The organism is Clostridium sp. AF22-10 (genome assembly GCF_003478725.1).
Classification (GTDB): domain Bacteria; phylum Bacillota; class Clostridia; order Lachnospirales; family Lachnospiraceae; genus Otoolea; species Otoolea fessa.
In genome coordinates, this window is record NZ_QUFZ01000001.1 from 239472 (window position 1) to 253618 (window position 14147).

General features: G+C 48.0%; 16 protein-coding genes. 8 read left to right on the top strand and 8 right to left on the bottom strand.

Features of this window, described 5'->3' with window-relative positions:
- Positions 1-33 precede the first annotated feature (33 nt).
- A complete protein-coding gene (locus DWX91_RS01060) occupies positions 34-774 on the bottom strand; it encodes a YoaK family protein (protein WP_118472231.1) in 741 nt (246 codons plus the stop codon).
- Positions 775-1084: 310 nt separating this feature from the next.
- Positions 1085-2482, bottom strand: coding sequence for an alanine/glycine:cation symporter family protein (locus DWX91_RS01065; RefSeq protein ID WP_243098936.1), 1398 nt, complete (start codon positions 2480-2482; stop codon positions 1085-1087).
- A 651-nt stretch (positions 2483-3133) separates the two neighbouring features.
- On the opposite strand from DWX91_RS01065, the gene DWX91_RS01070 reads away from it, so the two are divergent.
- Both DWX91_RS01070 and DWX91_RS01075 read left to right on the top strand, forming a co-directional pair.
- Entirely contained in the window at positions 3134-4018 is an 885-nt protein-coding gene (locus DWX91_RS01070) for a LysR family transcriptional regulator (RefSeq protein ID WP_181357188.1), read from the top strand.
- Positions 4019-4076: 58 nt separating this feature from the next.
- Complete coding sequence (locus DWX91_RS01075) at positions 4077-4688, top strand: LysR family transcriptional regulator (protein ID WP_118538164.1); 612 nt, start codon at positions 4077-4079, stop codon at positions 4686-4688.
- A 394-nt stretch (positions 4689-5082) separates the two neighbouring features.
- Here DWX91_RS01075 and DWX91_RS01085 read toward each other — a convergent pair whose 3' ends face one another.
- Positions 5083-5367: a helix-turn-helix domain-containing protein gene (locus DWX91_RS01085; protein ID WP_022360005.1), complete on the bottom strand. Its 285-nt coding sequence runs from the start codon at positions 5365-5367 to the stop codon at positions 5083-5085.
- A gap of 314 nt (positions 5368-5681) precedes the next feature.
- Between DWX91_RS01085 and DWX91_RS01090 the strand changes: the two genes are divergently transcribed.
- The 6 genes from DWX91_RS01090 (at position 5682) to DWX91_RS01110 (ending at position 11615) form a co-directional block, all read left to right on the top strand.
- A complete protein-coding gene (locus tag DWX91_RS01090; RefSeq protein WP_022360004.1) occupies positions 5682-7004 on the top strand; it encodes a sodium-dependent transporter in 1323 nt (440 codons plus the stop codon).
- Positions 7005-7559: 555 nt separating this feature from the next.
- Positions 7560-8585, top strand: a complete 1026-nt coding sequence (locus tag DWX91_RS01095) for a methionine ABC transporter ATP-binding protein (RefSeq protein ID WP_107000613.1) — start codon at positions 7560-7562, stop codon at positions 8583-8585.
- Positions 8582-9250, top strand: a complete 669-nt coding sequence (locus DWX91_RS01100) for a methionine ABC transporter permease (protein ID WP_022360002.1) — start codon at positions 8582-8584, stop codon at positions 9248-9250. Before DWX91_RS01095 ends, DWX91_RS01100 begins: the two co-directional genes overlap by 4 nt.
- 162 nt (positions 9251-9412) lie before the next feature.
- Positions 9413-10228 carry a MetQ/NlpA family ABC transporter substrate-binding protein gene (locus DWX91_RS01105; RefSeq protein WP_118538168.1) on the top strand — a complete coding sequence of 272 codons (816 nt, stop codon included), beginning with the start codon at positions 9413-9415 and terminating at the stop codon, positions 10226-10228.
- A gap of 47 nt (positions 10229-10275) precedes the next feature.
- Positions 10276-10488, top strand: a complete 213-nt coding sequence (locus tag DWX91_RS16990) for a hypothetical protein (protein ID WP_243098937.1) — start codon at positions 10276-10278, stop codon at positions 10486-10488.
- 59 nt (positions 10489-10547) lie between these two features.
- Positions 10548-11615 (top strand): M20/M25/M40 family metallo-hydrolase, encoded by a 1068-nt coding sequence (locus DWX91_RS01110; RefSeq protein ID WP_243098945.1) that lies wholly within the window; start codon positions 10548-10550, stop codon positions 11613-11615.
- Between the two features lie 31 nt (positions 11616-11646).
- On the opposite strand, the gene DWX91_RS01115 is transcribed toward DWX91_RS01110, so the two are convergent.
- From DWX91_RS01115 to DWX91_RS01130, 5 genes are read right to left on the bottom strand one after another with little or no spacing between them, the layout of a single operon-like run.
- Positions 11647-11979, bottom strand: a complete 333-nt coding sequence (locus tag DWX91_RS01115) for a hypothetical protein (RefSeq protein WP_347560917.1) — start codon at positions 11977-11979, stop codon at positions 11647-11649.
- On the bottom strand, positions 11918-12400 hold the full coding sequence (locus DWX91_RS01120) for a hypothetical protein (protein ID WP_333549071.1): 483 nt from the start codon (positions 12398-12400) through the stop codon (positions 11918-11920). The genes DWX91_RS01115 and DWX91_RS01120 overlap by 62 nt, the downstream gene beginning before the upstream one ends.
- A 55-nt stretch (positions 12401-12455) precedes the next feature.
- On the bottom strand, positions 12456-12650 hold the full coding sequence (locus tag DWX91_RS17755; protein ID WP_412693795.1) for a TraX family protein: 195 nt from the start codon (positions 12648-12650) through the stop codon (positions 12456-12458).
- On the bottom strand, positions 12616-13209 hold the full coding sequence (locus DWX91_RS01125; RefSeq protein ID WP_412693796.1) for a TraX family protein: 594 nt from the start codon (positions 13207-13209) through the stop codon (positions 12616-12618). Before DWX91_RS01125 ends, DWX91_RS17755 begins: the two co-directional genes overlap by 35 nt.
- A gap of 18 nt (positions 13210-13227) precedes the next feature.
- Positions 13228-14061, bottom strand: a complete 834-nt coding sequence (locus DWX91_RS01130; RefSeq protein WP_118472237.1) for a hypothetical protein — start codon at positions 14059-14061, stop codon at positions 13228-13230.
- Between the last annotated feature and the right edge of the window lie 86 nt (positions 14062-14147).

Consider the following 14147-nt stretch of genomic DNA (forward strand, 5'->3'; position numbering starts at 1 on the left):
CTCATCCTGTAGAAAACTTGCAGGGAACAGACTTTACAGCTTCTGCTCCTTCTCCAGCTTCTCTGCTTCTTCCATCTCCTCTGCCGCCTCGACTGCCGTCTCCTCTGGAGTCTCGCTTTCAAGCGGAGCCGTACCGACCGCGATAAAGGTTCTCGCAGCCGCCAATGGCAGAAAGCCTACATAGGCGCTGTAGATGCCGAACTGACCGACCGCCCACGCTCCGAGTACCACGCCCAGGAAAAAGCTGATGACCGTATAGGTATAAAGAATTGCTTTTCTCTTAAATTCCTTATCCTTTGTCAGACCGTACTGCAGCCAGCCAAGCACCGACTGTTTGAAGTTGTTCGTCATAAAGATCGTCGCACTGTTAAATCCGTCGGCACCGGAATAGACGCCCCACTGAAATGCGGATGCAAAGAAAATCGGATAAATTCCGACCAGCGCCGGTTCAAGCGGCAGCATCGATGCCAGTGCCAGCGCAGCCGCATCCACCCAGAGGGCAAGTTTCCGCATGTTTATATTCGTAAAGTTCGTGAGCAGATATGCGGATGCCACGCCCAGTCCAAACAGCACCAGCGCAGCCAGGCGCAGAAGGACGTTAAACCATTCCATCGATACCAGTTCCGCTCCCATCTCCATCAGGTTGCCTGTCTGAGCAGAGCCAAAGTTTCCGGCATGAAGCAAAATCGCATAGGCTCCGAGAAATCCCCCGACCAGGGATATATTCCAATGAAGGATCGCATCCAGGCGATCCCGAATCACTTTCTGTACCATACCATTACCGCCTTTCGCGGTTGATTGTATCGCGCGGCGGCTGGATCGTCAATGACAATTTACAAAAAATTACCATTTCTATCATAGACATTATCTATATAATAGCAAAAAAACAGCCCCTGCCACACGACAGGGACTGCCTTTTATATTAGACTTTAGGAGTTAAACTCTATATCTAATAATATGTAACGATTCACATTCGATTATTTATCTTCTGCGATACGTTTTTTGTTGATGTCTTTCCACATCTCAACGTCTACGCCCTTCCAGCAAAGCTTATCCGGGTTGTAGTACGGGTCTTTCTTTGCTTTCATCTGCTCTTCGTAGTCTTTGTACAGTGCAAATACCTCGGAGACAGAAGCAGTACAACTAACATGTTGATCCATGTAGATCCACCAAGTGCAAGGTCGGAAAGATTCCAAGCCAGACCGGAATCGATATTGCCCCAGATGAAGATAAGGATAGGCATAACAATCTGCATAATTCTGATAACCACTTTACGGGTAGCTGCTTTATCATCGCCCTGGAACAGGTAAAGAACCGAAGTCTCGCCCTCGTAATAGTAGCTGATTAAGCAGGTAAAGGAGAACAGAGCCAGCATGATAGCAATGAACAGAGGAGCAATACTTCCCATAACGGTGCTGCAGGCATTCTGAACGAAGATAACGCCATATGTTCCATCTGCTGCTAACTGAGCCATCTGATCGTGCATTGCACCGGTACCACCGATGTAACCAAACTGTGTATTGTAGCATCCGCTTAAGAGCATCATCAGACCAGAAGCGGTACATACGATAACGGTATCCAGCCAAACACCAGCTGCGTTTGCCATACCCTGTTTAATCGGGTGGCTGGTCTCTGCTGCTGCTGCGGTCGGCATGGACTCACCCATACCAGATGCAGATGAGAATGTGCCTCGTTTAACACCCTGCTGGATAGCGATACCAACGCCGCCGCCCAGAAGAGCTTCTTTGGAACCAAATGCACAGGATACAACCTGAGCGATAACGCTCGGAATCTGACCTGCGTTTGCGATTAAGATAACGACTGTTGCAATCAGGTAAACGCCTACCATCGGCGGAACCAGCATAGATGCTACAGAACTGATTCGTTTAACACCACCCATAACTACAACTGCCATAGCCAGTGCGATAACCAGAGCCGTAATCCACATCGGAATACCTAAAGCGTTCTTAAATCCATCGCAGATTGTATAGGTAGCTGCTGCCGGCATGAATAATACAACGCCCAGTCCGAAGAATGCTGCATAGAAAGTACCATAAGCTTTCCAGCCAAGACCTCTCTCAGCACAGTAAGCACCACCGCTTCGATACTGACCATCGATACGGTTCTTATAAAGTACGGATAATGTACACTCAGTAAAGCAAACAGCAGAGTTTGTCATACCAGCGATGATCATCCAGAAGAGTGCACCAGGACCGCCCATGTAAAGAGCTACGGCTACACCGGCTACGTTACCGGTACCAACACGCATCGCCATGGTCGTACAGAAAGATGCGAATGAAGAAATACCGGATTCAGACTCCGACTTATCAATGATTCGGCTCCACATATCTTTGAAATGAACAAACTGGAAAAAGCCGAGACGGATTGTAAAGTATAAACCACTACCAACAATCAGAACTAACATTCCAACGCCCCAAATGGGTCCGTTCAACATATTGACGATGTTGTTAATTGCTTCCATATAAAGTTCCCCCTTTATTTGATGTAGTGCCGCGCGCTGGCTAAGCAAGTTTTTCAATTCGCTCAAAAAACTTCTTGCTTTTGAAAAAATTATATCACTAAAGTGAAATTTGTTCAACAAAATTATTTGAATTTATTATGCAGAATTTTCATGATATAGCGCAGAATCATGAATCCATCTGTTTTTTTCATGAAATAAATTGCACTTTTTCGGGCGTCAATTAGTATAAATGCACAAGATATCATGATATTTTGTCTACAACTGCACCATTTTCCGTTAGACTCCCGTTCAGAATTTTGTCCATTTTCTTTCGGAGTTTCATGAATTTTGTTTACCATTTGTTTATTTTTTAACTTTTTGTGTGTTTCATTTAGATGAATTTTTTATGTTGTATTTGAGATCGTAGGCATATTTCTATCTTTTTCTCCCATTTCTTTCACGAATATGATATACTAGGGACACTTGGCAGAGCCATCGGAATGAATGTCCGCCGCACACGCACCCATGTAATCCGCCCGGATATTCCGTATGAATCAGATTCGTATTCTACATAATTCTTACAAATCTTCTCATCCTCCTTTGGTATCTGTCAGCTCTGTACATTTTATGAATCAGACCGAACGCTTATTACGAAAATGGAGGGAGTATTTTTTGGATCTCAAAGATATGCGGCTTTTTTTAGCCATTGCAGAAGAAAATAACCTGACGCGTGCCGCCCAGAAAAACGGTTACACGCAGTCGGCGGCAAGCCATATGCTGCGAAATATTGAAACAGAACTCGGGTTTTCCCTGTTTTCGCGTTCCCAGAGAGGACTTGCCCTGACGCGGAACGGCGAGGCACTGCTTTCCCCGATCCGGCGGACGCTGGCGGCGGCGGAATATTTTGATCAGACAGCTGCCTCCATCCGGGGTGTCCAGACCGGGCACATCCGGATCGGCGCTTACTTAAGCGCTTCCGTCCAATGGCTGCCGCCCGCCCTCAAAAAGTTTCTTACCGATTACCCGGATATGACCGTTGAAGTGCTGGAGGGGTGTTCACAGGAGATTGAAGGATGGCTGGAAAATAGCTCCATCGATTTTGGCATCGTCGGCCCCCACCCGGACGGAAAGATGGACTGGCTTCCCCTGAAAAAAGAACCCTACCTGGCTGTCTGCGCGAACGATTCCCCTTATGCTGAATATGAGCGCTTTGACTTAAAGGATCTCCCCAAGGTTTCTTATATAGAAGAAAAAGGTGAAAATGACCTGCTGCGCCAGTTCCAGCAGCTCGGCATCACACCGCCAAAGCCGTCGTTTACCTCGCAGAACACCTACTCCATGCTGGCGATGGTCAGCCACAACCTGGGCGTCTGCATCCTGCCGGAGCTGGTTGTCCGTGATATTTCTAAAAATGTTGTCCGGCTGCCGCTCAATCCGCCGATGGAGCGCGTGCTCGGTGTCCGGATTCCGTCAGCAAAAAAAGCGTCCCCAGCTGCCAGCCTGCTGATCGCGCAGCTGCAGCGGACGGTGTTTGAGTTAGAAGGGCCACTTTTATAGTCAGATGCTTTTTAGAAACTTAAGATGAAAGTTTTGGGAAAAGAGGAGTCATTCGAATATGAATTTTCAATCAATGGAATATTTTGCCGCGGTTGCGAAAAACCGCAGCTTCACTAGGGCCGCCGATGCGCTGCATATTACCCAGCAGACATTAAGCGCCCATATCGCCGGAATCGAGCGGGAGCTTGGATGTCCGCTCCTAATCCGTCACATCCCGCTGGAGCTTACCTATGCGGGGGAGGTATTTCTGCGCTATGCAACGGAATTTAATACAAAATATGACTGTATGCTTCACGAATTTGGCGATATTTTAAATAACCAGACAGGAAAACTGCGGATCGGCATCGCATTCACGCGCGGACACGCCATCATGCCGGAGCTGATCGCCGCCTTTCAAAAGGAATATCCCGGCGTGGATGTGGAACTCGTCGAATCTTCCAACGATGTGCTGCAAAAATACCTGCTGGACGGCACAATTGATCTGGCGATCGCCAATTTTCAGTTCGCATTCCCGGCATCATTCTGCGGGATTTCTATGAGGAAGAGATGGTTCTCATCGTCTCCACTGCCCTGCTGCAGAACATTTACGGCAAACAGACCGAAGCCATTATCCAGGAAGTCAGCCGCCATCACCGCTACTCCCTTCTGGCTCCATGTCCGTTTCTCCTAAACCGTGAACATGATCTAGTCGGACGCATCGGGCGGAATATCCTCGCGACAGACAACTTCGTCCCCTCGGTTCATGCCTGCTCTGACAACATCGCTACCCTGCTTGCCCTCTGCGCGATGGGAAAAGGTGCCTGCATCAGCCCAAAAAACCTCGCATTTTCTATTCTCAGCAAGGAACAGCTGGATACACTCCATGTCTTTACGCTCGGGGAAGAAGCGCGGTACCCGATCAAATTTGCGTGGCTGAAACAGAGCTATGAGTGGAATATGATTTCACGGTTTATTGAATCGTCGCTGAAATGCACTCATTAAAAACAGGGGAGACAGCCTCACACACACCGCTGTCTCCCCTGTTTATTCCCCAAATGGTCCCTGTGCGCCCCGGCGCACGCCTCTTATTCATCTACCAATGTAATCTGTACCCGTTTCCCCATCGCCGCTGCGATCTTTACCATAAAATCCAGCGACGGATTGTAGCTGCCGCTCTCGAAGCGGGTGATATTCGGCTGGGAAATCCCCGCCTTTCTGCCAAGCTCCGTCTGTGTCATGCCGTTTAACTTACGATTCTGCTTAAATCCCTCGATCGTCGCCTCCCGCGCCTCCTGCTGCCAGCGCTCCATCCACTGTCTGTATTCCGCATCCGTCTGAAACGTCTCCGGAATCCTGTTTGCGTTTTTCATTGTGCTACCTTCTCCTTTTCGAATCTGCTCTGCCGCGGCGCCACCCTCCCAAAGCCCGCCGCTGCCGTCCTCTATAGAATACCATCTTTCCACCCTATAAATCAAGGTATTTCCCTGTAACGGTTCACCGGCAGTTACTTTAGATCGCCTTTTCCCCTAAAACATACGATTCGCGCGCTCTGCCACTTGAAAGCAATGCCTCTCTTCTGGTATAATAGATGGACTTATGCAAACATCTGCCTGACCGCTTCCAATCGGCGGACTTCTAGATATTTGCGGCAAATCTTATATAATGTTTGAGGAGTTACAATTTCATGGAAAAAAGAGAATCTTTCAACAGTAAGTGGGGCTTCATCCTCGCCTGTATCGGCTCAGCGGTCGGTATGGGAAATCTCTGGATGTTTCCCACCCGCGTCTCCCTGTACGGCGGTGGCTCGTTCCTGATCCCGTACTTTATCTTCGTCGCCCTGATCGGCTCCACGGGTGTCATCGGGGAAATGTGCCTGGGACGCGGCACCCGCTCCGGTCCAATCGACGCGTTCGGCGCTGCCTGCGAGACACGCGGCAGGCGCAAACTGGGTGACGCGCTCGGTTTCATCCCGGCAGCCGGTTCCCTCGCGATGGCGATCGGCTATACCGTCGTCATGGGCTGGATCCTAAAATATGCCATCGGAGCCTTTACCGGTGCCACGCTTGCCCCGGCCGACACAGACGGTTTTGCCTCTGCTTTCGGCTCGATGGCGTCCGCATTTGGAAACAATGGCTGGCAGCTTGCCGCCCTCTTCTTCTGCATTCTGATTCTGATGTTCGGCGTCGGAAGCGGAATCGAGAACGCCAACAAGCTGATGATGCCGGTATTCTTCATCCTGTTTGTCTTTTTAGGCATCTACGTAGCATTCCAGCCGGGTGCGATGCAGGGTTACCGCTACATTTTCCGCATCGATCCTGAGATCCTCGCAGACCCAAAAACATGGATTTTCGCACTGGGGCAGGCATTTTTCTCCCTGTCCGTCGCCGGAAATGGAACCTTAATCTACGGTTCCTACCTCTCCGATGAGGAAAACATCCCGGCATCCGCCGCGCGGGTTGCCCTGTTTGATACGATCGCCGCGATTCTCGCCGCCCTCGTCATCATCCCGGCAATGGCAACCACCGGCGCAAAACTTGATCAGGGTGGTCCGGGACTTCTCTTCATCTACCTCCCGAACCTCATCCGCTCAATGCCGGGCGGTACGTTGATCGCGATTATTTTCTTCGTAGCCGTTCTCTTCGCCGGGATGACCTCCCTGCTCAATCTCTACGAAGCACCGATCGCCACCGTCCAGGAAAAACTCCACCTCGGCCGCGTCCCTGCCTGCGCAGTTATCGGTATCATCGGAGCTGCCGTCTCCCTGTTAATCCAGGGCATCGTCTCCGACTGGATGGACGTTCTCTCCATCTACATCTGCCCTCTCGGTGCCGGACTCGCCGGAATCATGTTCTTCTGGGTATTCGGAAAAGACTATGCAGAAACGCAGGTCAACAAAGGTCGCGAAAAGAAATTTTCAAAATGGTTTGTACCGGTGTGCCGCTATATTTATATTCCGGTATGTGTGCTGGTATTAATATTAGGCATCGCATTGGGCGGTATTGGATGATATGAAAAAGAATGTGCCTTGGCACATTCTCGCGGAGCGTTTTTTATTTCTTAGGACGCAATTTCCTATGAAATAAAAAAATGATTGACAAATCTCATTTCCGCGCTATAATAAGAACTATCATTTAAAACCCACAAAACAAGTAGGAAATATATTTTTATAATCGTTTATGAATTTTAAGGAAAGGAGGAAACCATCATGAGAACATCTTATTCAGTTATGTCTGCTATGTGTTGTTGTATGGAGTGTATGTGCTGCTGTTGCTGTGACACTCTTACTTTTGTTGTGCAGACAGATAACTGGATGATATCTTCATGAGGTTTTTCTCATCTTGCTTTCACTGGAAAGTGATAGATACAATCCAATTTAGGAGGTCTGGACAACCAGACCTCCTTTTTTGTACCCATTTATATTTCAGTATGCAAAATTAAATATTTATATTGCATTTAGATATATCATTCGTATAAAAAACGCGACACATACAGAAGTCATTTTTCAGGAATTATCCCTTAAAAATGTGCTTCCCCAGATAAACAAAGTTAAAGGAGACCAGAAATGATTCGATTTGAACATTTAAGTAAAACATTCCAGACGAAAGACGGTGCATTTGAAGCACTGAAGGATGTGTCCTTCGAAATCGAAAAGGGCGATATCTACGGCGTCATCGGTTATAGCGGTGCCGGAAAATCCACCCTGATCCGAATGGTAAACGCCCTGGAAAGACCGACTTCCGGAAAGATTTTCGTCGAAGATAAGGACATTGGAAGCCTGAGTGCAAAAGAGCTTCGCAGCCTCCGAAAGGGAATCGGAATGATTTTCCAGCAGTTCAACCTCCTGGAATCCAAGACAATTTACGACAACGTCGCGATTGCCCTGAAACTAAACGGCACCCCCAAAAAAGACATCGAAGCGCGTGTGAATGAGCTGCTGGAGTTCGTCGAACTTTCCGATAAGAAGTCCTACTATCCGGGACAGCTCTCCGGCGGACAGAAACAGCGCGTCGGTATCGCAAGGGCACTTGCAAATAATCCGTCGATTCTTCTCTGCGATGAGGCGACCAGCGCCCTCGACCCGAAAACGACCGATTCCATTCTCGATTTGCTAAAGAAGATTAATGAAACTCTTCATATTACAATTGTGATTATCACACATGAGATGAATGTCATCCAGAAAATCTGTAATAAAGTCGCCGTCATGGATTTCGGTAAAGTCGTAGAAACGGGCTCTGTCATCCAGGTTTTCTCAGACCCGCAGTCCGATATCGCCAAACGGTTTGTCGGCAATCTCATCCACGATGTTATTCCGGAACCGCTCGTCGAGAGCATCCGCCGAGAAACGCGGAACAGCCGCCTGCTCCGCATCAAGCTGGAAAATACAGACAGCACCGAGCCGCTTCTCTGGGATATCAACCGGCGGTTTGAGGTGGAAACCAACATCCTCTACTCCACCATCAACGTTATTCAGGGCATCGTCGTCGGCATCATGCTCGTTCTCTTCATCGGAAGCGACGAGGAAATCAAAAAAGCCGAGCGCTACATTCTCGAATCAAACGAAGAATATAAGGAGGTTGTATTACCATGATTCAGCAGTATTTAGGCATTTCGCCAGACAAACTCATCAAGGCCGGTTGGGAAACCCTGTATATGGTCGGTTTTTCCCTGATTATCGGTTCCATCGTCGGATTTTTCATCGCCATTGTCTTATGGCTGACCCGCAAAGGCGGGCTCAAGGAAAATCCATTGCTTTACACGATTTTAAACGGTTTCATCAACATCATCCGAAGCACACCGTTTATCATCCTTCTGGTATGTGTAATGCCCTTTACGAAAATCATCGTCGGCACCCGGATCGGTACCAGGGCGGCTATCGTGCCATTAGTTATCTATACCGCTCCATTTTTAGCAAGACTTCTTGAGACATCGCTTCTGGAAGTCGGCGGCGGCATCATCGAGGCAGCCCAGTCGATGGGAGCGACCACGTTCCAGATTATCGTTCATTTTGTGCTTCCGGAAGCATTTGCTTCGGTTATCCTGGCTCTGACAACCGGAACCATTGCCCTCATCGGAGCAACTGCGATGGCTGGCTACATCGGAGGCGGCGGCATCGGAAACATCGCCCTGACCTACGGCTATCAGACCTTTAACTTCCCGCTGATGTTTGCGACCGTTTTCATCCTGATTGCATTTGTCTGGATCATCCAGAGTCTGGGAAACCGGCTGTCACAGAAGAGACGGACACATCAGTAAACCAAATCATATCATAAAAGCTATTAAATTATTTTATATACAAAATAACAAAACGAAAAAAGGAGAACCCCATTATGAAAAATGTAAAAGCTTATGTAAGAACCACCCTGACCGCCGGTCTGATCCTCGCAGCTGCTGTTCTGGGAGGCTGCTCAAAGAGTGATGCTGGAGCTCGCTGCTGATACTGCCGCTGCTTCTTCCGGCACCGAATCTGCTGCTTCCGCCGATGCTTCCAATTCTAATAAGAAGGAGCTCAAATACGGAAAAGCTGCCGGTCCGTACACTGTCTTATTTGAGGATGCCATCAAACCAATTCTGGAAAAAGAGGGCTATACACTCACCGAGGTTGATTTCTCTGACCTTCTCCAGAATGACCTTGCTTTAAATGACGGCGAGATCGATTTCAATGTAGAGCAGCATACCGCTTATGCTGAAAACTTCAACGAAGCCCAGAAGGGTAACCTGGTCCCGATTTCCCCGATTCCTACCGTTCTGGCTGCCATCTTTTCTGCCACCGAAACCTCTCTGGACGCCATTCATGACGGTGCCAAAGTAGCCGTTCCGGACGATGCCGCCAACACAGCCCGCGCTTATGTACTCTTACAGAAAGCCGGATGGATCACCTTAAACCCGGATGTGGATCTCTCCACTGTCACCCAGGCGGATATCACAGAAAACCCTTACAACATCGAATTTACCGAAATGAACTCCACCAATATTCCAGCTGTTTTAGATGACTTTGATTATGCGGTTATCACCGGAAGTATTGTATACAATGCAGGAATCGATCCATCCACTGCCCTTCTTCAGGAAGACATTCTGCCGCATCTGATTCTGCAGGTCGTTGTAAAAGAGGAAAATAAAGATGCTCAGTGGGCAAAAGATATCGTTGCTGCTTACCACTCCGATGAATTCAAAGAATATTTAGACAAGAATAACAATGGTTTATGGTTTGTTCCGGAGGAACTGTTTAACTAATAGGAAACAGCATCGGAAGGCATCAGCAGGAAACAGGAGGATTTCACATGGCTCTCATTTTAGATAAAACCGAACAGAAAATTGTCGATATCATCGACGCACACCGCAACGAGATCATTGCATTCGCCAAAGATATCTACACCCATGCAGAGCTGGGTTATAAAGAATACAGAACTGCAGAAAAATTTGCTTCTTTCATGAAAAATCTGGGGCTTGAGACAACGGAAGGATTGGCTGTCACCGGTGTCAAAGCTACTTAAATGAAGAAGAGAAAAAGAATGTAAGTCTGGCCCTCATCGGGGAACTGGATGCGCTCCGCATCCCGGAACATAAATATGCCAATCCGGAGACTCAGGGAGCTCACTGCTGCGGACATCATGCCCAGCTGGCCGGTGTCATCGGTGCAGCCCTGGCTCTGACCAATGAAGATGTTAAAAAAGAGCTGGACGGACAGGTTGTATTCTTCGCCGTACCGGCAGAGGAATATGGTGAGATTGAATTCAAGAACTCCCTGACCGCCCAGGGAAAAATCAAATATGGCGGCGGAAAATGTGAACTCATCCGCATCGGTGCTTTTGATGATATCGACCTGGATATCGTCCACCACACCGGTGACAAGGATATCAGTGTGGGTTCCCACTCCAACAATGGTTTCGTCTCCAAGGTCATTCGTTATAAAGGACTGGCTGCCCACGCAGCCGGTACCCCGCATCTGGGAGTCAATGCATTAAATGCAGCTTCCCTCGGACTTTCTGCCCTGGCTTACCAGCGCGAAACCTTCCGGGATGATGACCATGTCCGAATCCATCCCATTATCACAAAAGGCGGAAATCTCGTCAATGTAGTACCGGATGAGGTGGTAATCGAAACTCTGGTACGTGCCGCCAACAAGGATGCCATCGCCGATGCTGCTGCCAAAACGGACCGTGCCTTCAAGGCAGGTGCCATCGCCGTCGGTGCTTCCTGCGAAATCACCACTATGCCCGGATACCTTCCGGCTCTGAGTGAAAAAGCCGATGAATCAGTCCTGGCAGCCGCTGAGATTGCCGCACAAACCAGTGAAAAAGATTACCAGATCGTCCAGGAAGATACTCACGCCTACAGCGGCGGTTCCACCGATGTAGGGGATGTACAGCATCTGCAGCCGGTCCTTACCTTCAACACCGGCGGCAAGGTAAGCGGCCTCCACTCCGTTGATTTCGATATCGTGGATGAGGAGCTTGCCTATGTGGTCACTGCAAAAATCTTCGCCCTCTCCGCTTACCGCCTGCTTCGGGACGGGGCTGTGAAAGCAAAAGAGATTGTAGCGAATTATCAGCCCATCTTTACCAAAGAGGAGTATATCAAATATATGGATTCCTTTATTAAGACGGAGACGTATCAGTAAGATAACAGAAAAGAAGGACGGGAGGTACTTTTTACAGCACCTTCCGTCCATTTAAAGTCAACTTAAAGGTCGTTCCCAGTATCTCCGCCGACTTCCGGCAAAGCATCATTCTTCCCAGGAAAATCTCAAAATAATCATACATGGAACATATCTTTTCATCTACCTGAAGATTCAGGGCAATAACTGAACGATCCTTTTCAATCTTAAGTTTGGACTCTGTTACCGCATAATTCACACGGTCGTGGATATCAAAAGTGGCTCTCTCTTTTTCACGAACACGGCTTCTTCGTACATCCATCTTATCAGCGATAATCAGAGCTGCGGATATTACATCCTCCGGACTTCCGGTGTGCGGCAGTCTCACCGTAGACACCGGCTCCGTGGGAACAGAAGACCGAGCCGCTTGGGTTTGCCAAATCCGCATCCGGATCATAACCGGCTGCTTCGATGACCTCTTCCTCATTATGGCAGGGTCCATATCCATCCAGGGTACAGACAAGCTGTCCTAAGCCGCTGGTATAAACCGTTACTTCTGTCTGATATCCATCCAAGGATGAAGCCGGTGCACGGCCGGTAAGTATCGCCTGTCCATCCTCCAGAACCGGTCCTTCAAAAACCGCAAACCGGCGTTCCAGATCCGTCATTGCACGTCCTACCATCTTGTCCGGTATCGTCAGATGAAATGCATAAAATGGCTCCAAAAGCATCGAATGTGCCTGCATCAGGCCATGACGGATAGCCCGGTAAACCGACTGACGTAAATCACCGCCATTCAAGGTATTCACAGGCAATTTTACTACCTGTTATGATACCATGAATGGCGGGGATTGTAAAATTTTATCATCGGTTGATGAAATTCAGTACCACCACAAGCAGCAGCATATGAACTGGATAAAATGCATAACAGAGATACTGGAATGGTTTACTGTGGTAACCCTGTCTGCCGTGGTACAGCCAGATGGGGATCAATGCCAGAAGCGCAAGCCCCTGCTGGCACAGTTCAAATTCCATGCCAAAGAGCTGAACCGGATACATCAGACCGCCCAGCAGTTCCACATTCAGCCAGTATAGGGCAGCCAGCTGTCCCAAGAAGCACCACCATTTCCGCCCATGTAGAATAGAACACAAATACCGTCAGAACACCAACCCCGTAGTAATCCACCATGCAAAGAGTTCCCAGTACCAGACCTGCCGGCACAACCAAAACGCACACCAGCAGATACATCCAGGTTTTTCCTTTTTTCCGTACCTGTTCCATAAGCCAGACACCTAAAAGACCCAACAGGAATGTCCAGAGGACATTCTGGTGAACCGGATAAAACCAGGTACCGCCGTACATCAAATCAAAGGGAATTTCTGAAAGCACTGCAAACAGCAGCATCCGAAGGATGTACTTTTTAAAGCTTCTGGTGTGGAAGTACCCCTCCACCGCCATAAAAGCGAAGATAGGAAATGCCACTCTTCCGGCACAGGTAAGCCACTCCCTAGCAGGAAGAAGCGTCGCCCAAAGGTGATCCATCAGCATAAGTGTCATGGCGATAATGTGCAGGACAGCTGCAGTAAGTTCAAAGTTTTTTGAAGCAGATGAATCCATTCAGTTCTTGTTCCTTTCCTATTGCATTTCTATCGTATAATTATAGCTGTATGTGTGAACATAAAGCATATTGTCCTGAGGCACCAGAAGATCCGGCTGTTTTTTCAGCTCCAGGCTTGCAATAACCTCGCCGGTGTGAAGGTTGAGCTGATAAAGATAATCCTTTTCCGAGGTAAAACCATACCCGCAGATAATAACATCCTTTTTTACAATAAAATTCATGGTGTTGCAGGTCTGATCCCCACTTCGCCAAAGAAGCTTGTTATTTTCCAGATCATAGGCAAACATAAAGCAGCTATCCGGCTGTGCGTAACCATTTGTCACACTGATGCCATAAAAGATATCATCCAGGAGGCAGGCATTATTGCCGTTGATATACCATTTATCCGTTGGATACTCCAGCACATACAGACAATTTCCGGAAATATTTTCATAAATATACAGCGCATCCCCGGACCAGATATACTGATATTCGTCATCATAGAAATTATTCCATTCCTTTCCGACCATAGGAAGGGATAACTGTTTGCTTTCATACCATTCGTTCGCAAAATCGATTCCATTTTCCTCTTCCGACACAATTTTTAACGTTAACGGTGAAACTGCATCTCCCTTCGGATGAATCTCCCCAACTCCGGATAAGTCAATGGTGATATACTTAGTTTCAGGAGCCGAATTTTCCCCTTCCCCTGCATCCTCATTTTGAATCAATACGGACTCCTCACCGGTCTCCCGGACACTTTCTGCAACACTTGACTCATTTTGCATCGTATAATCCATGTCCTTCTTGCCACAGCCAGCCAGGGTAAGCAAACAAGTCCACACAATCATAAAAGTTAGAAGTTTTTTCATATATATCCATTCCTCTATGCTCAAAAAGATGTTATCACTTTGGATGAACTTTCTTCTGAGCCATTTCTATTTGAACACGTTGAGAA